The sequence below is a fragment of the Streptomyces sp. NPDC051218 genome, assembly GCF_044455475.1.
In the GTDB taxonomy this organism is placed as follows: domain Bacteria; phylum Actinomycetota; class Actinomycetes; order Streptomycetales; family Streptomycetaceae; genus Streptomyces.
Window position 1 is genome coordinate 588,922 of the sequence record NZ_JBITEU010000002.1, and the last position, 21,191, is coordinate 610,112.

The 21,191-nt window shown below is 70.3% G+C and carries 16 protein-coding genes; 8 read left to right on the plus strand and 8 right to left on the minus strand.

All coding sequences use genetic code 11. The annotated features are described in order from the left end of the window. Nucleotides 1–73 precede the first annotated feature (73 nt). Genes ACIBCK_RS09065 through ACIBCK_RS09075 form a run of 3 tightly spaced genes read left to right on the plus strand, consistent with a single transcriptional unit; the run spans nucleotide 74 to nucleotide 2,378 of the window. Nucleotides 74–754 carry an ABC transporter permease gene (locus ACIBCK_RS09065; RefSeq protein WP_399388188.1) on the plus strand — a complete coding sequence of 227 codons (681 nt, stop codon included), beginning with the start codon at nucleotides 74–76 and terminating at the stop codon, nucleotides 752–754. Further along, entirely contained in the window at nucleotides 751–1,431 is a 681-nt protein-coding gene (locus ACIBCK_RS09070; RefSeq protein ID WP_399388189.1) for an ABC transporter permease, read from the plus strand. Before ACIBCK_RS09065 ends, ACIBCK_RS09070 begins: the two co-directional genes overlap by 4 nt. Continuing rightward, nucleotides 1,428–2,378 carry an ABC transporter substrate-binding protein gene (locus tag ACIBCK_RS09075; protein WP_399388191.1) on the plus strand — a complete coding sequence of 317 codons (951 nt, stop codon included), beginning with the start codon at nucleotides 1,428–1,430 and terminating at the stop codon, nucleotides 2,376–2,378. Before ACIBCK_RS09070 ends, ACIBCK_RS09075 begins: the two co-directional genes overlap by 4 nt. A gap of 46 nt (nucleotides 2,379–2,424) precedes the next feature. On the opposite strand, the gene ACIBCK_RS09080 is transcribed toward ACIBCK_RS09075, so the two are convergent. From ACIBCK_RS09080 to ACIBCK_RS09115, 8 genes are all read right to left on the minus strand, one after another. After that, nucleotides 2,425–3,588 (minus strand): ABC transporter ATP-binding protein, encoded by a 1,164-nt coding sequence (locus ACIBCK_RS09080; protein WP_399388193.1) that lies wholly within the window; start codon nucleotides 3,586–3,588, stop codon nucleotides 2,425–2,427. 22 nt (nucleotides 3,589–3,610) lie between these two features. Further along, nucleotides 3,611–4,273, minus strand: coding sequence for a lactate utilization protein C (locus ACIBCK_RS09085; protein ID WP_399388194.1), 663 nt, complete (start codon nucleotides 4,271–4,273; stop codon nucleotides 3,611–3,613). Further along, on the minus strand, nucleotides 4,270–5,766 hold the full coding sequence (locus tag ACIBCK_RS09090) for a lactate utilization protein B (protein WP_399388196.1): 1,497 nt from the start codon (nucleotides 5,764–5,766) through the stop codon (nucleotides 4,270–4,272). Before ACIBCK_RS09090 ends, ACIBCK_RS09085 begins: the two co-directional genes overlap by 4 nt. After that, nucleotides 5,763–6,524 (minus strand): (Fe-S)-binding protein, encoded by a 762-nt coding sequence (locus ACIBCK_RS09095; RefSeq protein WP_399388198.1) that lies wholly within the window; start codon nucleotides 6,522–6,524, stop codon nucleotides 5,763–5,765. Before ACIBCK_RS09095 ends, ACIBCK_RS09090 begins: the two co-directional genes overlap by 4 nt. 82 nt (nucleotides 6,525–6,606) lie before the next feature. Then, nucleotides 6,607–8,106, minus strand: coding sequence for a rhamnulokinase family protein (locus tag ACIBCK_RS09100; RefSeq protein ID WP_399388200.1), 1,500 nt, complete (start codon nucleotides 8,104–8,106; stop codon nucleotides 6,607–6,609). A 560-nt stretch (nucleotides 8,107–8,666) separates the two neighbouring features. Further along, complete coding sequence (locus ACIBCK_RS09105; RefSeq protein WP_399388898.1) at nucleotides 8,667–10,742, minus strand: bifunctional aldolase/short-chain dehydrogenase; 2,076 nt, start codon at nucleotides 10,740–10,742, stop codon at nucleotides 8,667–8,669. A 5-nt stretch (nucleotides 10,743–10,747) separates the two neighbouring features. Beyond that, nucleotides 10,748–11,917, minus strand: coding sequence for an L-rhamnose isomerase (rhaI, locus tag ACIBCK_RS09110; protein ID WP_399388202.1), 1,170 nt, complete (start codon nucleotides 11,915–11,917; stop codon nucleotides 10,748–10,750). 33 nt (nucleotides 11,918–11,950) lie between these two features. After that, nucleotides 11,951–15,148, minus strand: coding sequence for an alpha-L-rhamnosidase (locus ACIBCK_RS09115; RefSeq protein WP_399388203.1), 3,198 nt, complete (start codon nucleotides 15,146–15,148; stop codon nucleotides 11,951–11,953). A gap of 231 nt (nucleotides 15,149–15,379) precedes the next feature. Here ACIBCK_RS09115 and ACIBCK_RS09120 point away from each other — a divergent pair, with 231 nt between their 5' ends. From ACIBCK_RS09120 to ACIBCK_RS09140, 5 genes are read left to right on the plus strand one after another with little or no spacing between them, the layout of a single operon-like run. Next, nucleotides 15,380–16,876, plus strand: a complete 1,497-nt coding sequence (locus ACIBCK_RS09120) for a sugar ABC transporter ATP-binding protein (protein WP_399388205.1) — start codon at nucleotides 15,380–15,382, stop codon at nucleotides 16,874–16,876. Continuing rightward, nucleotides 16,873–17,931, plus strand: coding sequence for an ABC transporter permease (locus ACIBCK_RS09125; RefSeq protein WP_367038972.1), 1,059 nt, complete (start codon nucleotides 16,873–16,875; stop codon nucleotides 17,929–17,931). The genes ACIBCK_RS09120 and ACIBCK_RS09125 overlap by 4 nt, the downstream gene beginning before the upstream one ends. Beyond that, nucleotides 17,924–18,922, plus strand: a complete 999-nt coding sequence (locus ACIBCK_RS09130; protein ID WP_399388207.1) for an ABC transporter permease — start codon at nucleotides 17,924–17,926, stop codon at nucleotides 18,920–18,922. Before ACIBCK_RS09125 ends, ACIBCK_RS09130 begins: the two co-directional genes overlap by 8 nt. Nucleotides 18,923–18,960: 38 nt before the next feature. Next, nucleotides 18,961–20,076, plus strand: coding sequence for a rhamnose ABC transporter substrate-binding protein (rhaS, locus tag ACIBCK_RS09135; RefSeq protein WP_399388209.1), 1,116 nt, complete (start codon nucleotides 18,961–18,963; stop codon nucleotides 20,074–20,076). 57 nt (nucleotides 20,077–20,133) lie between these two features. Beyond that, complete coding sequence (locus tag ACIBCK_RS09140) at nucleotides 20,134–21,150, plus strand: LacI family DNA-binding transcriptional regulator (protein WP_399388211.1); 1,017 nt, start codon at nucleotides 20,134–20,136, stop codon at nucleotides 21,148–21,150. Nucleotides 21,151–21,191 lie beyond the last annotated feature (41 nt).

A 21,191-nucleotide genomic window follows, 5' to 3' on the forward strand; every position in this document is an offset into this window, starting at 1 on the left:
GCGTCCCATCGGTCGCCGCCCGTACGGGGGACCAGAACGCGCCGTCGCACGCCACGCCCGCTGGAATGAACACGTGACCGCGCCCCCGGACGACTGCCTCGCGCGCAACGAGTGGATCTGCGGTGAGTACCTGAGCACCCGCCGCCAGATCATCGTCGACGCGGTCCTCCAGCATCTGGAGCTGACCGCGGTCTCCGTGCTCATCGCGCTCGTCATCGCCGTCCCACTCGCCGTCGTCGCCCGCCGCTGGGCCCTGGCGGCCGGGCCCGTCCTCGCGCTGACCACGATCCTCTACACGATCCCCTCGCTCGCGATGTTCTCGCTGCTGCTCCCCGTGTACGGCCTCTCCGCCTCCCTCGTGGTCGCGGGGCTCGTCCTGTACTCGCTGACGCTGCTCGTGCGCAACATCCTGGCCGGGCTGCGCGCCGTCCCCGAGGACACCCGGCAGGCCGCCCGCGGCATGGGCTACGGACCGATCCGGCTCCTGCTCACGGTCGAACTGCCGCTCGCGCTGCCCGCCGCCATGGCGGGACTGCGCATCGCCACCGTCTCCGCGGTCTCCCTCGTCACGGTCGGCGCGATCGTCGGCTTCGGCGGGCTGGGCAACCTGATCTACGCGGGCATGAACACCTACTTCAAGGCGCAGGTCCTGACCGCGTCCGTGCTGTGCGTCGTCATCGCCGTACTCGCCGATCTGCTGCTCCTCGGCGTGCAGCGGATCCTCACCCCGTGGACGAGGGCGGTCCGCTCATGAACACCATCAGTGACGCCTGGCAGTGGCTCACCGACTCGGCCCACTGGGCGGGCGACGACGGCATCTGGCACCGGCTCACCCAGCATCTCGTCCTCACCGTCGTGTGCCTGCTGCTGAGCTGCCTGATCGCGCTGCCGGTCGCGCTCGTCCTCGGCCACCTCGGCAAGGGCGGTGCCCTCGCGGTCAACATCTCCAACGTCGGCCGCGCGGTGCCGACCTTCGCGGTCCTCGTCCTGCTGCTCCTCACCCCCATCGGACGATGGGGCGAGGGCCCCACCGTGGTCGCGCTCGTACTGTTCGCCGTGCCGCCGCTGCTCACCAACGCCTACGTGGGTATGCGCGGCGTCGACCGCAGCGTCGTACAGGCCGCGCGCGGCATGGGCATGACGGGACGGCAGATGCTGTGGCGGGTCGAGCTGCCGCTCGCGATGCCGCTGGTCCTCAGCGGGGTGCGGATCGCCGCCGTGCAGCTCGTGGCCACCGCCACGATCGCGGCCCTCGCGGGCGGCGGGGGACTCGGCCGGATCATCACGGCCGGCTTCAACCTCGCGAGCACCCCGCAGGTGGTGGCGGGCGCCGTGCTGGTCGCCGTGTTCGCGCTGATCGTCGAGGGGCTCTTCGAGATCGGCGAACGGCTCGCCCCCGGGTGGGCGCGGGGGAGAGGACGGACGGGATGAGGCGGCGCGTGGGGCGGGGTACGGCTGCCGTCGTCGGGGGCGTCCTGCTCCTGGGCGGCTGCGCCTCGGGGCCGTCCCTGGAGACCCAGGGCGAGGTGACCGCGCCACCCGGCGACAGCCGCCACCTGGTCGTCGGTTCGGCGGGGTTCACCGAGAGCGATCTGCTCGCCCAGATGTACTCCCTGCTCCTGCAGAAGGCCGGATACGGGGCGGAGATCCTCTCCGTGGCCAATCGCGAGCTCTACGAACCCGCCCTGGAGTCCGGGCAGATCGACGTCGTCCCCGAGTACGCGGCTACCTTCGCGGACTGGCTGAACGCCAAGAAGAACGGCGCCGACGCGAAGCCGGTCGGCTCACCCGACCTGGACGCCACCATGAAGGCCCTGCGCGGACTCGCAACGCCGCGCGGCCTCACCGTCCTCGACCCGGGCAAGGCCGTGGACCAGAACGCGTTCGCCGTCACGGCGTCCTTCGCCAAGGAGCACCACCTCAAGACGTTGAGCGACCTCGGCAAGTCCGGCCTGAAGGTACGCCTCGCCGCGGGCGACGAATGCGTGCAACGCCCGTACTGCGAACCCGGCCTGAAGGAGGTCTACGGCATCGACATCACGTCCGTCGACCCGAAGGGTGTGGGCACGACCCAGGCCAAGAAGGCCGTGCAGAGCGGTCAGGACCAGATGGTCCTCACCACGTCGACGGATGCCACGCTCGACAACTTCGGCCTCGTCCTGCTGAAGGACGACAAGAAACTCCAGAACGCCGACTACATCGTCCCGGTCGTCAACCGCTCCCGCGCCGGAAGCGAGGGCGTCGCGAAAGCACTCGGCCGCCTCAACTCCGTGCTGACCACGGCGGACCTGGCGTCCATGAACGAGCAGGTGGACAGCTGGAGGCGGCTGCCGCAGGACGTCGCGCGTACGTTCCTTGAGGAGAAGGGGCTGCTGTAAGTCCCGTCGTGGTGTGGTGAGGCCTGGTGAGGCCTGCCACTCGAGTTCAGGCGTCGGCCACCGAGTCGAACTCCACCTGATCCCGGGGCACGCCCTGCGCGTCCGCGTCCACCGAGCGGCGCAGGGCCTCGTGCAGCTTCGCCGGGGTCAGTACGCCGAGGAAGCGAGCGCCGTCGAGGACCGCGACCCAGCCCGCGTCGTGCTGGAGCATCACACCGAACGCCTGCTTGAGCGGGGCGCCCACCGGCACCCACGCCTTCATGCGGTGGGCCAGATCGCCCACTCTGCCGCCCTCGCCGGCGAGCGCGACCTCGTCGATGCCGACCCAGCCGTGCAGATCTCCGCCCGTGTCCAGGACGACGCCCCAGCGGGCGTCCTCCTCGCGCAGCCGGGCCGCGGCGTGCGCGGCGGGCTCGTCGAGCCTGACCACCGTCGGCTGCTCGAGGTCGTCCGGCTGGATCTCGGTGACCGAGAGCCGCTTCAGGCCGCGGTCGGCGCCCACGAACCCGGCGACGTACGGCGTCGCCGGAGTGCCGAGCACCGCGCCGGGAGTGTCGTACTGCTCGATGCGGCCCTCCCCGTAGACCGCGATCCGGTCACCGAGCCTGACCGCCTCCTCGATGTCGTGCGTGACCAGGAGAACCGTCTTGCGGACCGTCGCCTGCATCCGCAGGAACTCGTCCTGCAACTGCTCGCGCACCACTGGGTCGACCGCCCCGAACGGCTCATCCATGAGGAGAACGGGCGGGTCGGCGGCCAGGGCGCGCGCCACGCCCACCCGCTGGCGCTGCCCGCCGGACAGCTGCTCGGGGTAGCGGGAGCCGTAGGTCTTCGGGTCGAGGCCCACCAGGTCGAGCAGCTCGGCCGCCCGCGCCCGTGCCTTCGCCTTCTTCCAGCCGATCAGCGCGGGAACGGTCGCCGTGTTGTCGAGGATCGTCCGGTGCGGGAAGAGCCCTACCTGCTGGATGACGTAGCCGATACGGCGGCGAAGGCGGACGGGGTCGACGTCCGCGATGTTCTCGTCGTTCACGAAGATGCGGCCCGCGGTCGGCTCGATGAGACGGTTCACCATCATCATCGTGGTCGTCTTGCCGCAGCCGGAAGGGCCGACGAGCGTGACCAGTTCCCCCTCGGCGACCTCGAAGGACAGGTCGTCCACGGCCATCGTGCCGTCCGGGTAGCGCTTGCTCACCTGCTCGAACCGGATCATGCACTCACGCTAACCGCGGCCCTCACACTCCGCTCACCAGCACCACCTCCAGGGTGCGCGGGCCGTGCACGCCCTCCACCCGGTCCAGTTCGATGTCGCTGGTCGCGGACGGTCCCGAGATCCAGGTCAGCGGCCGGGCGGGGTCGAGCCGTTCGAGTGCCTGCGGTACGGAGGAGACCACCTGGTCCGGGACCCGTACGACACAGATGTGGTGGTCGGGGACGAGCGTGATCCGCCGGCGGCCCTGGTCGGGCCCGCCGTCCAGGACGATCGTGCCGGTCTCGGCGACGGCGACCGCGCAGCCGGTGACGACGCTGTCGACCGCGTCGAGCTCACGCGGAGTGCTCGCGGCGCGGTCCTCGACACGGGTCGCGCCGGAGGCCCCCAGCCACTCCGGCGGGAGACCGGGCGGCACGAGTACGGACCGTGCACCGCGTGCCGCGAGCAGACGCGTGAGCAGTTCCGGCAGCTCCGCGTCCGCGCAGCGGTGCACGAGCGCGCGATAGTCGGCGAGGTTCTCCGCTAGCAGGTCGACGGTCTGCTCGGTGGTGCGGTCGCCGTGTTCGCGCAGGTAGTCGCGGGTGACGGCTGCGTTGTCGGCGTCCCTCTCCTCCTGCTCCTCGCCGTCACGTACGTCGGCCAGCGCTCGTCGGACGCGGCCGAGGATCTGCTCCCTGCTGCTCACTTCGTGCCGCCCTTCCGCGCCTTCTCCACCTGGCCGCCGTTCGTACGCCGCCACCAGTCGCGGAACGGCTCCGCGGGCACCTTCGGCAGATCGCGCGTCCCGCTCCACGCCTGCCCGGGGCCGGGAAGCGTGCGCGGGTGGAAGCGCCGGGTGCCGGACGCCAGCCGCTGCCCGGCCCGCAGCACCCCCGGCCGGCCGAAGGCCAGGCCCGCCGCGCGCATCGCGGCCCGCTCGGCCGCGTGCCCCTTCGCGGGCCGCAGCGTCGCCTTCGTGCCGTTCCGTGTCACTTCACCGCCCTGGACCACCCGCTCCCGCAGATGGACGAGGACCTCGGGGATGTCGATGGCCACCGGGCACACGTCGTAGCAGGCGCCGCAGAGGGACGAGGCGTAGGGGAGCGAGGCGTCGATCTCGCTCTGCGTGCCCCGGAGTTGCGGGCTGAGGATCGCTCCGATGGGGCCGGGATAGACCGAGCCGTAGGCGTGACCTCCGGCCCGCTCGTACACGGGGCAGACGTTGAGGCAGGCCGAGCAGCGGATGCAGCGCAGCGCCTGGCGGCCCACCTCGTCGGCGAGCGTGTCGCTGCGGCCGTTGTCGAGGAGCACGAGGTGGAAGTCGCGCGGCCCGTCCTCGTCGGTCGTGCCGGTCCACATCGACGTGTACGGGTTCATCCGCTCGGCCGTCGAGGAGCGGGGGAGCGTCTGCAGGAAGACCTCCAGGTCCCGCCAGGTCGGCACGACCTTCTCGATGCCGACGACCGAGATCAGCGTCTCGGGCAGCGTCAGACACATGCGGCCGTTGCCCTCCGACTCGACGACGACCAGGGTGCCCGTCTCGGCGACCATGAAGTTGGCCCCGGAGACGCCGACCTTGGCGCGCAGGAACTTCTCCCGGAGGTGCAGACGGGCGGCCTCCGCGAGATCGGCGGGCGTGTCGGTGAGACCATCCGGGGCGGGGCGGCCCCACTCGCTCATCTCGCGCGCGAAGATCTCGCGGATCTCACCGCGGTTGCGGTGGATGGCGGGCACGAGGATGTGCGAGGGACGGTCCTTGCCGAGCTGCACGATGAGTTCGGCGAGATCGGTCTCGTACGCGGCGATGCCCTCGGCCTCGAGAGCTTCGTTGAGACCGATCTCCTGGGTCGCCATCGACTTGACCTTGACGACTTCGGACTCACCGGTGGCCTTGACCAGGTCCGCGACGATCCGGTTGGCCTCGTCGGCGTCCGCCGCCCAGTGCACGGTGCCGCCCGCCGCCGTGACCGACTTCTCCAACTGGACCAGATGGCGGTCGAGATGGCGCAGGGTCTCGTCCTTGATCTGCTTGCCCGCCTCGCGGAGCTGCGCCCAGTCGTCCAGTTCGGCGACCGCGCGGGCCCGCTTGTCACGGATGGTGTGCGTGGCGTGCCGCAGATTGGCGCGCAGGGTCTTGTCACCCACGGCCTCGCGGGCGGCGGCGGGGAAGGCGGGCATGCCTACGAATGTGCCGCTCATGACAGTGGCTCCTCTTCCGTGCTCGCCAGGATCTCCGCGATGTGGACCGGGCGCAGGCCGCTCTTGAGCCGGGACATCGTGCCCCCGATGTGCATCAGACAGGAGTTGTCCGCGGCGCACAGGGCGTCGGCGCCCGTCGACTCCGCGTTGCGCACCTTGTCCGTGCCCATCGCCGACGAGACATCGGAGTTCTTCATCGCGAAGGTGCCGCCGAAGCCGCAGCACTCGTCCGCTCCCGGGAGCGCCCGCAGTTCGAGCCCCTTCACCGCCTGGAGCAGTCGCGTGGGACGGTCACCGAGGCCGAGGCTGCGCAGGCCGTGGCAGGTCGGGTGGTACGTCACCGTGTGCGGGTAGTACGCCCCCACATCCGTCACGCCGAGAACGTCCACCAGGAACTCGGTGAGTTCGTACGTCTTGGGCACGACGGGCGCCAGCGTCGCCGCCAGGCCGCCACCTCGGCCCTCGGCACGGGCCCGCTCTCCCATGCGGGGGTAGAGTTCGCGGACCATCGCGCCGCACGATCCGGAGGGCGTGACGATCGCGTCGTACTCCTCCGAGCCGAAGACATCGGAGAAATGACGGGCGAGCGGCTCTGCCTGGTGGCGGTACCCCGTGTTGTAGTGCGCCTGCCCGCAGCAGGTCTGCGCCATCGGGAAGTCGACGTCAACTCCCAGTCTGGTCAGCAGTTTCACCACCGCTCGGCCTGTGTCGGGATAGAGCGTGTCGTTGACACAGGTCAGGAACAGAGCGACACGCATCGCGGGTTCCTCCTCGTCGATCATCGGATGGGTGCAGCGTATGCGCTGTGGGCGCTGTGCGGGAGTCGTGATGCGAGGCGCGTCAGGGGAGTACGCGGCGGGATGCCTCCTGCCACGCTGCCCTGTTCGCGGGGTCGCGGGTCGGCTCGTAGCGACTCAGTGGCTGGGTGCGGGCCAGCAGGGCGCGCATTGCGTGGCGGTCCTCGCCCAGCAGCCCATGTGCCCTGGCCTGGACGAGTATGTTGCCCAGTGCCGCTGCCTCTGCCGGCCCCGCGACGACGGGCAGTCCGCAGGCGTCCGCGGTGAGCTGACACAGGAGCGCGTTGCGGGCCCCGCCGCCGACTATGTGCACCACGTCCACGGCTCGGTCCGCGAGGCGTTGGGCGTCCTCGATGGCCCGCCGGTGGGCCAGGGCGAGGGAGTCGAGGATGCAGCGTGTCGTCTCGGCGGGGGTGGAAGGGACGGGCTGACCTGTGGCCTCGCAGGCTTGGGCGATGCGGTGCGGCATGTCGCCGGGGGCCAGGAAGGCGGGGTCTGCCGCGTCGACGAGGGAGCGCAGGCCGGGAGCGGCGGCGGCTTCGATCAACAGCGCTTCGAGGGTGGGGGCGCTTCCGTCTGTGTTCCAGGTGCGCAGGCACTCCTGGAGCAGCCACAGGCCCATGATGTTGCGCAGGTAGCGGATGGTGCCGTCGATACCCAGCTCGTTGGTGAAGTTCGCCTCGCGGCTCTGCTCCGTGCGGACGGGGGCGGTCAGCTCCAGGCCCGCGAGCGACCAGGTGCCGGTGCAGATGTAGGCGAAGTCGTCGGTCGTGGCGGGGACGGCGACGACGGCCGACGCGGTGTCGTGCGAGGCGACCGTCGTCACGGGAGTGGGCGAGGTCAGACCGGCGTCTTCGAGGACATGCGGGAGCAGGTGGCCGGCCGGGTCGCCGGGGTGGCGCAGGGCCGGGAACAGCCCCAGGTCCACGCCGAGGCGTCCGGCGACCTCGTGGGCCCAGCTGCCCGTGCCGGGGTCCATGAGCTGCGTGGTGGAGGCGTTGGTGAGTTCTGTGCCCAGTTCGCCCGTCAGCCAGTACGTCAGCAGGTCCGGAACGAGCAAGAGGTGCTTGGCTGCCGCCAGTTGAGCCGAGCCCTGGGCGGCCAGCAGTTGGTACAGGGTGTTGAAGGGTGCGTACTGGATTCCGGTGGTGGCGTAGAGCTCGGCGGCCGGGACAGTGGCCCACGCTTTGTCCGCGATGCCTTCGGTACGGGTGTCCCGGTAGTGCACGGGGTTGCCGAGGAGAGCGCCGTCCGCGTCGAGGAGACCGTGGTCCACGGCCCAGCCGTCGATACCGACGGAGGTCAGAGGGGCGACGGAACCTGCCGCGCGGAGACCATCGATGACCCCTGCGTAGAGGGACAGGACATCCCAGTGCAGGGTGCCTGCGGCGCGGACAGGCCGGTTGGGGAAGCGGTGCGCCTCCTGGAGGGCGAGCGTCTCGGCGCCGACCTTCGCCACCATGACGCGTCCGCTGGAAGCGCCGAGGTCGATCGCGGCGAAGTGGTGGTCCGAGGAGCGGGACTTCGGGGTGGCGATGGGCATGGTGGCTCGCAGTGTCGAGGGGCGAGTGAGGGGGCTGGCTTGGGTGGTTGGGGGGGTGTGGGTTGGGAGGCCGACTTGGGTGGTTGTAGGGGTGAGGGTCGGGGCTGACTTGCGTGGTCGCAGGGGTGAAGGTCGAGCACGGCCTTGCGTAGTCGCAGAGGAGAGGGGGGAGTGCGGTCCTGCGTAGTCGCAGGGATGAGGGTCGAATGCGGGTCTTGCGTGGGCGCATCCCCCGGGTGCGGGTGCCCGTGGTCGCGTGGGGCGAGGCGGGTCGGGTGCGGGTGCGGGTGCGGTGCCTGTGGCCGCCCAGGGCGGGCTGGGTGTAGGGCGCCGTGGTCGCCCGGTGCTCTGTGGTGCGGGGCCGCGCCGGTGTGTCCGTCCTCGCCATCTCGGTTGGCACGTAGGGCTACTGCGGCGCCGGAGCGCCGCGTGCCGTGCTCCGGGCGGACATACCGACACGTCCCCTCCGGTGGGATGCGCGGCTGCGGGTCGGTGGGGCGCCCGCCCCTCCGTAGGTGGTGGACGCCCCCGGGCATGGCGCGGCGGCCGGAAGGGCTGCGCTACCTGAGGAACGCCGCCGCGACGCCCGCGTCCACCGGTATGTGCAGGCCCGTCGTGTGGGTGAGGTCGCCCGCCGTCAGGGCGAAGACCGCGTTGGCCACGTGCTCGGGGAGCACCTCTCGCTTGAGGAGGGTCCGCTGGGCGTAGAACTCGCCCAGGTTCTCCTCCTCGATCCCGTACGTCGCCGCTCGCTGCGCGCCCCAGCCGCCCGCGAAGATTCCCGAGCCCCGCACCACCCCGTCCGGGTTGATGCCGTTCACGCGGATGCCGTGCTCGCCCAACTCGGCGGCGAGCAGCCGGACTTGGTGGGCCTGGTCCGCCTTGGTCGCGGAGTACGCGATGTTGTTCGGGCCCGCGAACACCGCGTTCTTGGATGTGATGTAGATGATGTCGCCGCCCAGGGCCTGGTCCCGCATGATGCGCGCCGCCTCGCGGGAGACGAGGAACGAGCCGCGGGCCATGATGTCGTGCTGCAGGTCCCAGTCCCGGGCCGTGGTGTCCAGCAGCGGCTTGGAGATGGAGATGCCCGCGTTGTTCACCACCAGGTCGACTCCGCCGAAGGCGAGGGCCGCCGACGCGAAGGCGGCCGTGATCTGGTCCTCGGACGTGACGTCCATGGGGATGGCCACGGCCTTGTCCGGGCCGCCGAGCTCTTCCGCCACCGCCGCCGCGTTCTCCGCGTTGAGGTCCGCGACCGCCACACACGCGCCCTCCGCCACCAGGCGGTGCGCTATCGCCTTGCCGATGCCGCTGCCCGCCCCGGTCACGAGGGCGACGCGGGTGGCCAAGGGCTTGGGCTTCGGAAGGCGCTGGAGCTTTGCCTCCTCCAGGGGCCAGTACTCGATGCGGAACTTCTCCGACTCGTCGATGGGGGCGTAAGCGGAGACCGCTTCGGCGCCGCGCATGACGTTGATCGCGTTCACATAGAACTCGCCCGCCACGCGTGCGGTCTGCTTGTCCTTGCCGAAGGAGAACATGCCCACGCCGGGAACGAGGACGATGGCCGGATCGGCGCCGCGCATCGCGGGAGAGGTCGGGTCGGCGTGGCGCGCGTAGTAGGCCGCGTATTCCTCTCGGTACGCCGCGTGCAGCTCCTTGAGGCGGGTGATGGCCTCCTGGAGCGGTGCGGTGGGGGGCAGGTCGAGGACCAGGGGCCTGATCTTCGTGCGGAGGAAGTGGTCGGGGCAGGATGTGCCCAGGGCCGCCAGGCGCGGGTGCTCCGAGGAGGCCAGGAAATCGAGGACGGTGTCGGTGTCGGTGAAGTGGCCGATCTGCGGACGGTCCTGCGAGGCCAGCGAGCGGATGTGCGGGGCCAGTTCGGCCGCACGGTGGCGGCGTTCGGCGGTGGGCAGGGGGCCGTACCCGTCCAGGGGCGAGCCGAAGGGCGCCGGCTTGCCGCGTTCGGAGAGGAACGCCTCCGCCGTGCGGATGATGCGCAGCGAATTGCGCTCGCACTCCTCCGCCGTGGCGCCCCATGCCGTGATGCCGTGACCGCCCAGGATGCAGCCGATGGCATCCGGGTTCGCCGCCTGTACTGCCGCGATGTCCAGGCCCAGCTGGAAACCGGGGCGGCGCCAGGGCACCCAGGCCACCGTGGGGCCGAAGCACTCGGCGGTCAGCTTCTCGCCGTCCGCGGCGCAGGCCAGGGCGATGCCCGAGTCCGGGTGCAGATGGTCCACGTGCGGCGCGTCCACCAAGGCGTGCATCGCGGTGTCGATGGACGGTGCCGCGCCCCCCTTGCCGTGCAGGCAGTAGTCGAAGGCGCCGACCATCTCGTCCTCGTGGTCAGGGCCCCCGTACACCTCCTTGAGTGCGTGGAGGCGGTCCAGGCGCAGGACCGCGAGGCCCTCCTCGGTGAGCGTGCCCAGGTCGCCGCCCGAGCCCTTGACCCACATCAGGTCGGTGTCCGCGCCCGTGACCGGGTCGGGGGCCGTGCCCTTCGCCGACGCGTTGCCGCCCGCGTAATTGGTGTTGCGCGGGTCGGCGCCCAAGCGGTGGGCGCGGTCGAGGAGTTCCTTGATCCGCGCGTGCTGTGCCTGCCGTGTGCCCTGTGCGTCTTGTGCGTGCTGTGTCATGCCGCTCATGCCCCCCATCCGGCCTGCTCGCCGCCCACGCGGTCCTTGACGATTCGCTCCTGCCAGCCTGACTCCTGATAGGCCCTCATGGGATCAGGGTCGAGCCCCGAGTCCTCCCTGACTTCTGCCAGTAGGGGGCGGACGTCGGTGTTGAAGGCGTCCATCAGGGCGGCGTTGGCGGCGAGCACATCGCCGGTCCGCTGGGCCTCGGCCAGCGCGTCCGCGTCCACGAGGAGCGCCTTCGCCGTGGCCTCCTGCACGTTCATCACCGAGCGGATGATCGCGGGGATCTTCGCCTCGATGTTGTGGCACTGGTCGAGCATGAAGGCGATGTCCGAATCCAGGCCGCCGCCCCGGACGACCTCGTACATGATCCGGAAGAGCTGGAAGGGGTCCGCGGCGCCCGCCATCAGGTCGTCGTCCGCGTAGAAGCGTGAGTTGAAGTCGAAGCCGCCGAGGCGCCCCTCGCGCAGCAGCGTCGCGACGATGAACTCGATGTTGGTGCCGGGCGCGTGGTGGCCGGTGTCGACGACGACCTGCGCCTTCGGCCCCAGCTTCAGGCAGTGCGCGTAGGCCGTGCCCCAGTCCGGGATGTCCGTCGCGTAGAAGGCCGGCTCGAAGAGCTTGTACTCGATGAGCATGCGCTGGTCGTCGCCGAGCCGGTCGTACGTCGTCCGCAGGGCCTCCGCCAAGCGGTCCTGACGGCTGCGGATGTCGTCCTGGCCGGGGTAGTTGGTGCCATCCGAGAACCACAGCTTCAGGTCGCGTGAACCCGTGGCGTCCATGATGTCCACGCACTCGAGGAGGTGGTCGAGCGCCTTGCGCCGGACGGTCGGGTTCGGGTTGGTGACCGAGCCGAGTTTGTAGTCGTCGTCCTGGAAGACGTTGGCGTTGATCGCGCCGAGCGTCACGCCGCGCTCGGTCGCGTACTGCGCGAGAGCCGCGTAGTCGTCGACCCTGTCCCAGGGGATGTGCAGGGCCACCCTGGGTGCCACGCCGGTGTGGGCGTGCACGCGGGCGGCGTCGTCCAGCTTCTCCCGGGGCGTGCGCGGGACACCTGGCTGCGCGAAGACCTTGAAGCGCGTACCGGAGTTGCCGTACGCCCAGGACGGGGTCTCCAGGGCCTGGGTGGTGAGTGCCGCTTTCACGGCGTCCTTGCTGGTTCCGGCGGTCATCGCGCAGCCTTCCGAAAGAGCGGTCGGGGTGGGTCAGTTGGAGAATCGGTGCGTGCCGGATGCGGCGGCGAAGACGGCGCAGCCGTCCTCCATCCGCAGGAACTCCGCCGCGCCGTGCGTCACTTGCGAGCGCTTGTCGGCGGGGATCCACACCTCGGCGGTGGTGTTGGCGGGCAGGGTCACGGTCAGCCGGAACCCGTCCGCGTCCGTCTTCCAGTGGGTGCTGACCGGGCCGTAGAGCGCGTCGAAACTGCTCTGCGCCTCGGTCACGCCGCCACCGGGGCGCGGGCGGACAAGGATCTTGCGGAAGCCCGGGTCGGCCGGTGCGATGCCCGCGATGTTGGCGTACATCCACTCGCCCACCGAGCCATAGGCATAGTGGTTGAAGGAGTTCATGCCGGCGTCCTGGAAGCTGCCGTCCGGCTTGATGGAGTCCCAGCGCTCCCACATCGTCGTGGCGCCCTTGTCGATCTGGTAGCCCCAGCTGGGGAAGGACTTCTGGACGAGGAGGCGATAGGCGACGTCCGTGTGGCCGGTGGACGTCAGGACGGGAAGCAGGCGCGGTGTGCCCAGGAAGCCTGTCGACAGGTGCCATTCCTTGGACTTGATGAGCTCCACCAGACGGGCGGCCGCCGGTGCGCGGTCGCTGTCGGCGAGCAGATCCATCGACAGGGCGAGCACGTACGCGGTCTGCGTGTCGCCCTTCACCCGTCCGTCACCGGTCACGTACGCCGCACGGAAGGCGTCACGGACGCTCCCGAAGAGCTTCTTGTACGGGGCCGGGTCCTTGCCCAGTGCTTCGGCCGCCCGCGCGACGAGGTCGGCGCTGTGGGCGAAGTAGGCGGTGCCGATGACGTCCTTGGGAGTCTCGTCCTGGATGTTGAGCCAGTCTCCGTAACCCTCGGCGGGGCGCAGATATCCGGTGCTGTGCTTCTCCAGGTAGTCGAGCCACTTCAGCATCGAGGACCAGGACTGCTCCAGGACGCGCTGGTCGCCGTACGCCTGGTAGAGCGCCCAGGGGACGGTCACTCCGGCGTCGCCCCAGCCGGCCACTCCCTTGCCGACCGTGCCGACGAACGGCGCGACGTCGGTGAAGGCACCGTCGTCGGCCTGGCCGTCGCGCAGGTCGTCCAGCCACTTGGTGAGGAAGCGCGCCGACTCCATGACGTAGGCGGCGGTCGGCGCGAAGACGTTGATGTCGCCGGTCCAGCCGAGCCGCTCGTCACGCGCGGGTGTGTCCGTGGGAACGGAGAGGAAGTTGCCGCGCTGCCCCCATGTGATGTTGCTGTGCAGCTGGTTGAGCATGGGGACGTCGGTCTCGAAGTCCATCGTGAACGGAGCCGACGTGTGGATCACGCGGCCCCTCACAGCGTCGCGCGGTGGCTTGCCCGGGTAGCCCGTCACCTCCACGTAGCGGAAGCCGTGGAAGGTGAACCGCGGTTCGAACGTCTCCTTGCCGCCGCCCTTGAGCGTGTAGGTGTCGGTGGCACGCGCGGTCCGCAGATTGGTGGTGTAGAGCGTGCCGTCGGGGTTCAGGACCTCCGCATGGCGCAACCGGACCTTCGTGCCGGCCTTCCCGGAGACAGCGAGACGCACCGCGCCGACCATGTTCTGACCGAGGTCGAAGACGAAGACGCCGGGCTTCGGCTCGGTCACCTTCTGGGCGGAGATCTCGCTCTCCACGCGCGTGTGCCCGTCGACTTGAGCCACGACGGCGGCCTTGACGTCATCGATGCCGTCGGCCGCCACCCACTTCGAGTCGTCGAATCCCGTGCGCGTCCAGCCCGAGGTCTCCAGGCGCGCGTCGTAGTCCTCGCCCGACAGGAGGTCGGCGGCGGTGACCGGCCCCATGGCGGCGCGCCAGTCGGTGCCCGACAGCACACGGTCCGTGGACCCGTCGGTGTACGTGACCTCCAACTGGGCCAGGAGCGCCGGGCGTTCGCCGTACTGATGCGGACCGAACATGCCGACGTTGCCCGCGTACCAGCCGACCGCGAGCGTCACGCCGAGCGCGTTGGCGCCGGACTTGAGCTGCTTGGTCACGTCGTATGTCTGGTAGTGGACCCGCTTGTCGTAGTCGGTCCAGCCGGGCGCCAGGCGGTCGTCGCCGACGCGCTCGCCGTTCAGCCAGGCGTCGTAGAGACCGAGGGCCGTGGAGTACAGGCGGGCCCGCGCGACCTTCTTGCCCGGCCGGAGGCGGAACTCGTGTCGCAGCTGGGCGGCGGGGCAGTGCTCGGGTGTGACCTTCCCCCACGGACCGGAACCCCAGGGCGCGAGGACCTTGGCCGCCGTCCAGGAGCCGTCGTCGTATCCCGTCGACCGCCAGTCGCCCGAGGGCTCCTTGTCGGTCGTCTTCCATGTGCCGTCGGTGGTCAGGGTGCGGACACCGTCGGCGGTCGTCAGCTCCAGGACACCGAGCAGACCCGCGGGCCCGGTCGTGGCGTTGGTGGCGGAGACGGCGATGACCGAGGCTCCGGCACCAAGCCGGTCGGTCACGTCGACGACCGCCGGCCGGCGCCAGTTGTCGGCGGCGCTGTCCGCTTCGGTGTGCGACACCTGCGTGCCGTTCACGTATGCGGTGTAACCGTCGTCGGCCGTCATGACGAGCCGCGCGCGGGTGACCCCTTCGGGGACATCGACGCGACCCCGGAACCAACGGGTGGCCGCAGGTGCGCTGTTCGCGGGGTCACCTTCGGGGAACCAGAGCCACGAGGCCCCGGTCAGGGAGGGCGCGCCGATGAGGGAGGCGGGGGCGCCGATCCACCGCGCCGTCCAGTCCTTCGCCCCGGAGAGCCCCGTTTCCCACCAGGAGGCCTCACTCCAGGCGGACGCCTTGCCGGCGGTGTCCCAGACCCGCACCGACCAGTAGTAGCGCGTACGGGACGTGAGGTCGGGTCCCGCGTAGGGGACCAGGACCGAGTCGCTGGAGGCGACCTTGCCGCTGTCCCACACGTCGGGCTTGGAGAGGCGCTCCGGGGTGGTGGCCACGTGCACCTGGTAAGCGCTCTGCGCCTGGCCGTCCGCATCGGACGCCAGCGGCCAACTCAGCCTGGGGCGAGGCACGTCGAGACCGAGCGGGTGTCTCACGTACTCGACGGTCGGTTTGGTCACGCGTAGGGCCCGGCCCCCCGCTGAGGGGGCGGCGTGGGCCGCCGGAACGGCCCCGGCGGCCATCGCCGTACCCAGGGCGGCCGTGGCGGTGGTGCTGAGCAGTCGTCTTCTGCTGATCACAACTTAACTCCGTAACGACTCGACGATGAATCGTTTCACGAGAGGCGAAGCTAGGGAGTACGGCGCCCGCTGTCAAGAGCCCTGGTGCGTCGGACCCTTGGCGCACAGAGCGTCATGAGGATTTTCAAGTCCTCCCCATTGACGACACAGTTGGCGCGGGTCTAGCTTCCCTGGAAATTGATTGAAACCTTTCACGCCGGGTGTCCGGCGGGTAACCGATCGGTGCTATCTATGAGAGAGCCCCCCGTCCTTGCCGTGCAGGGCCTGAGCAAGTCCTTCGGGGCTGTGCGCGCCCTGCACGACGTCTCCCTGGAGCTGTACGCCGGTGAGGCGCACGCCCTCGCGGGCGAGAACGGCGCAGGGAAATCCACCCTCATCAAGACCCTCGCCGGGGTCCATCGCCCCGACGCGGGGGAGCTGTCACTCGACGGGACCCCGGTCGTCTTCCAGGGCCCAGGAGACGCCAGGGACGCGGGCGTCGCCGTCATCTACCAGGAGCCGACGCTCTTTCCCGACCTCTCCGTGGCGGAGAACATCTTCATGGGGCGCCAGCCGCGCCGCTCGTTGGGCCGCGTCGACCACAAGGCCGTGCACGCCGCGGCCGCCGCGCTCTTCAAGCGCCTTGACGTGGACCTCGACCCCGACCAGCCCGCCCGCGGCCTGTCCATCGCCGACCAGCAGATCGTCGAGATCGCCAAGGCGCTCTCCTTCGACGCCCGGGTCCTGATCATGGACGAGCCGACCGCGGCACTCACCGGCAGCGAAGTGGCCCGCCTTTTCGGCGTCGTGCGCACGCTGCGCGAACAGGGCGCCGCGGTGCTTTTCATCTCGCACCGCCTGGAGGAGATCTTCGAGCTGTGCCAGCGCGTCACGACGCTGCGGGACGGCGGTCTGATCGCGAGCGAGCCGCTCGAAGGTCTGACCGAGGACGACCTCGTACGCCGCATGGTGGGCCGCGACCTCGACGAGCTCTACCCGAAGCAGGAGACGCGGGTCGGCGAAGTCGCGCTCAGCGTCCGCCGTTTGACCCGTGAGGGCATCTTCACCGACGTCTCGTTCGATGTGCGGCGCGGGGAGATCGTCGGGCTCGCGGGGCTCGTCGGGGCCGGACGGAGCGAGGTCGCGCGGGCCGTGTTCGGCGTCGACAAATGGGACGCCGGGACGGTCGAGGTGCAAGGCAGGGAGCTGGTCAACGGCGCCCCGAGCACCGCCATGGCGGCCGGGCTCGCGCTCGTCCCGGAGGACCGCCGTGCGCAGGGCCTGGTGATGGACATGTCGATCGAGCGCAACATCGGACTCACCGGCCTGCGTACGACCGTGCGCGCGGGCCTCATGGACCGCGGCGCCGAACGCAGCCGCTCGCTCGACTGGGCGGTGCGCCTCCAGGTGAAGTACGCGCGCATCGCCGACGCGGTCGGCACCTTGTCCGGCGGCAATCAGCAGAAGGTCGTCCTCGCCAAGTGGCTCGCCACCCGGCCCCAGGTCCTGATCGTGGACGAACCCACCCGCGGGATCGACGTCGGCACCAAGGCCGAAGTGCACCGTCTGCTCTCCGAACTCGCCGCCGACGGGGTCGCGGTCCTGATGATCTCCTCCGACCTGCCGGAGATCCTCGGCATGGCCGACCGGGTGCTCGTCATGCACGAAGGGCGGCTCGCCGCCGAGATCCCGCGCGCGCGGGCGACCGAGGAGTCCGTGATGGCGGCAGCCACGGGGAGGACGGCATGAGTGTGACCACCCAGAGTCCCGCGCCCACCGTCGACCCTGAGAAGGCCGCGGGCACGCGCCTGGTGGACCGCGTCTTCAAGATGCGCGAACTGGCCATCCTCCTTGTCTTCCTGGTGATGATCGGCATCACCCAGGCGGGCAACAGTGAGTTCCTGTCGGAGCAGGGCATCAAGGACCTGCTCCTGAACGCGACCATCCTGGTCCTCGTCGCCACCGGCCAGGCCCTCGTGGTCATCACCCGCAATGTCGACCTGTCGGTCGGCTCGACGCTCGGGATCAGCGCCTTCGCCGCCGGCAACTACCTTCAGGGCGGCGGCGACTCGACGGTCGCGATCCTCCTCGCGGTCGCGCTCGGCGTCGGCTGCGGCCTGCTCAACGGGGCGCTCGTCAGCCTCGGCCAGGTGCCCGCCCTCGTCGTCACCCTCGGCACCCTCTACGTCATCCGGGGCGTCGACTCCATCTGGGTCGGCTCCCGGCAGATCACCGCGTCCGACCTGCCGGACGGCTTCGTCGACTTCGGCTCCGGCGGGATCTCGGCGGTGCCGTACCTGGGTCTCATCGCGCTCGCCGTCCTGGTCGCGGTCGCCTACTACCTGCGGCACTTCGGCGGTGGACGCGAGCTCTACGCACTCGGCTCCAACCCCGAGGCCGCCCGGCTCGCCGGCATCCCGGTACGCAAGCGCATCCTGGCCGCCTACACCGCGTGCGGAGCGCTCGCCGGGCTCGCGGGTGCGCTGTACCTGGCCCGCTTCGGCAACGTCGACTCCGCCACCGGCAACGGCTACGAACTCACCGTCGTCAGCGCCGTCGTGGTCGGCGGCGTCGTCTTCACCGGCGGCTCCGGCAGCGTCTACGGCGCGGCACTCGGCGCGCTGCTCCTGACCTCCATCAACAGTGTGCTGCCCGCGCTCGGCGTCAGCTCCGTGTGGGTGCTCGCCATCAACGGCGTGCTGCTCGTCCTGGCCATCGCCGTCGACCGGATCGTCGCCCTGCGCGTCGCCAAGGCCCTGACGAAGAGGGCCGCATCGAACAGAAGGGCTGGCCGACATGGCTGACTCCAACCGGCTCGACGTCACGCGCGCCATCCGCTGGGACACCGTTGTCGGCGCTCTCCTTGTCGTGCTCCTCCTGATGTCGTTCTCCTTTGTCGACGGTTTCGGCAACGCCCTCAACCTGTCGTTCCTCATCGGCAACACGCTGCCCATCGCGCTGATCGCACTGCCGATGACGCTTCTCGTCGTCTCCGGAGAGATCGATCTGTCGGTGGCGTCGACCGCGGGGCTCTCCGGAGCCGTGATGGGCGCCCTCTGGAACGCCGGGATGGCCATCGAGACGATCATTCCGCTCGTGCTCCTCCTCGGAGTCGTCTGCGGGCTGATCAACGGCCTCCTCGTGACCCGCCTCGGGCTGCCCTCGCTCGCCGTGACCATCGGCACCATGGCCGCCTACCGTGGCATCGCGCAGATCGTCCTCGGCTCGGACGCCGTCACCGACTTCCCCTCCCAGTACCTGGACTTCGCGGCAGGGCGCATCGGCGACACCTTCCTGCCGTACGCCTTCCTGCCCTTCCTCGCGCTGCTCGCGATCGCCGTCGTCGTCCTGCACGCCACGCCCTTCGGGCGCTCGCTCTTCGCGATCGGCGCCAACGAGGAGGCGGCGCGGTTCGCCGGCGTCCGCGTCAAGCGGCACAAGCTGTGGCTGTTCGTCGCCACGGGGCTCATGGCTTCCCTCACGGGAATCTTCTGGGCCCTGCACTACGCGAGCGCCCGCTTCGACAACGCCACCGGCCTCGAACTGTCCGTCGTCGCCGCCGTCCTGCTCGGCGGCATCGACTTCGACGGCGGCAAGGGGACCCTCGGCGGCGCGATCGCCGGAGTCTTCCTGCTCGGCGCCCTGCAGAACGCGATGAGCCTGCTCAACGTCTCCGCACAGTCGCAGATCGTCGTCACCGGCGTGCTGCTCGTGGTGTCCGTCCTCGGGCCGCGCGTGGCCCGCCAGATCGCCGTCGCCCGAGCGGGCCGCCGCGCCGCGGCTCCCGCCCGCTGACCCCTCGTACCGTCTCGAAAGTCCGAAAGGGACCAACGATGCTCTCTCCCCGCCGATCCGTCCGCCGACCCGTGCGCCGCACCGCCCTCACCCGCGCCTGCGTGACCCTGGCAGCCGTCACCTCGCTCGCCCTCACCGCCACCGCCTGCGGCGGCACCACCAAGGAGTCGTCGAAGGACGACGACGCGGCCAAGGCATCGAACGCCAAAGCCGACCCCAACGCGCCGACCAAGAAGGACCTGACGGTCGCCTTCCTGCCCAAGCAGGTCAACAACCCCTACTTCACCGTCGCCGACAAGGGCGGTGAGAAGGCGCTCAAGGAGCTCGGATCGACGTACAAGGAGACGGGACCCAACAGCGCCACCGACACCAGCGGACAGGTCTCCTACGTCAACACGCTCACCCAGCAGCAGGTCGACGCGATGGCCGTCTCCGCGCAGGACCCCGGCGCCCTGTGCACGGCCCTCAAGCAGGCCATGAAGAACGACATCAAGGTCGTCACCTACGACTCGGACACCAACCCCGGATGCCGTGACGTGTTCGTCTCGCAGTCCAGCGCCGAGGCGCTCGGCCGCACCCAGGCGGAGCTCCTGGGCAAGCAGCTCGACTACAAGGGCGACATCGCGATCCTCTCCGCGGCCCAGACCGCGACGAACCAGAACACCTGGATCGGGTTCATGAAGGACGAGCTGAAGAAGCCCAAGTACAAGAACATGAAGCTGGTCAAGACCGCCTACGGCAACGACGACGCCCAGCAGTCCTTCCAGCAGACCCAGGGCCTCCTCCAGGAGCACCCGAAGCTGGCCGGGATCATCTCCCCGACCACCGTCGGCATCAAGGCCGCTGCCCAGTACCTCTCGGGATCGAAGTACAAGGGCAAGGTCAAGCTCACCGGCCTCGGCACCCCCAACGACATGCGCCAGTACGTGAAGAACGGCACCGTCGAGGGCTTCGAGCTGTGGGACCCGGCCAAGCTCGGCGCGCTCGCCGCGCACACCGCGGTGGCCCTGAAGTCCGGCCAGATCACCGGCAAGAAGGGCGAGAAGTTCGAGGCCGGCGACCTCGGCAGCTTCACCATCGGCGACAAGGGAGTCGTCGATCTCGGCGAGCCGACCGTCTTCGACAAGAAGAACATCGACCAGTACAAATTCTGAGGGGACCGCACGCGACGGCGCACAAGGCGCCGCACGCACCACGGAACAAGGGGACGCATGGTCGGCATCAAAGACGTGGCGAAGCACGCCGGCGTGTCGGTGGGCACCGTGTCGAACGTGATCAACCGCCCGGACGTCGTCTCCGAGGAGACACGCCACCGGGTGCAGTCCGTGATCGACCGCCTCGGCTACGTCCGCAGCGAGTCCGCGCGGCAGCTGCGCGCGGGGCAGAGCCGCATCATGGCGCTGCTCGTGCTCGACATGGGCAACCCCTTCTTCGTGGACGTCGCGCGCGGCGCCGAGCGGGCCGCGCTCGACGCGGGGCTGCGCGTCATGATGTGCAACAGCGGACAGAGCCCCTCCGAAGAGGCCGAGTATCTGGCGCTCTTCGCCGAACAGCGGGTACGCGGCGTGCTGCTGACCCCGGCGGACGCCACGGGACGCAACATCGAGGCCTTCCGCAGGCACTCCATCCCGTTCGTCCTGGTCGACCGGGTCGCCGAGGGCGCCACCGAGTGCTCCGTCTCCGTGGACGACGTCCTCGGCGGCGCGCTGGCGGTGCGCCATCTCGTCGACACCGGGCACCGCAGCATCGCGTACGTGAGCGGTCCGCCCGGACTCAACCAGGTCAAGGACCGCAGGCAGGGGGCGCTGCAAGCCCTCGCCGAGGCCGGGCTTCCGGCGTCGGCGCTGCGGGAGCTGCCCACCGAACGCCTCGACGTGGCCGCGGGACGCGACGCGGGCGCCCGCGTCCTCGGCCTCGCCGAGCGGCCGACCGCCGTCTTCTGCGCCAACGACCTGCTCGCTCTGGGGGTGCTCCAGGCGATGTACGCGGCCGGGGTGAGCGTGCCCGAGGACATCGCCATCGTCGGCTACGACGACATCGAGTTCGCCGCGGCGGCCGTCGTCCCGCTCACCTCGGTGCGCCAGCCCGCCATCAAGATGGGCGCGATGGCCGCGGAACTCCTCCTGGAGGAGACCGAGGCGGACGCCGGCCCCGGTGAGCACGGCCACCGGCGCGTGGTGCTCCAGCCGGAGCTCGTGGTGCGGCGCTCCAGCCTGACGCCCCGCTGATCGTCTCCGCGGCGGATGTGCTGGACTGGGGCGAAGTGTCC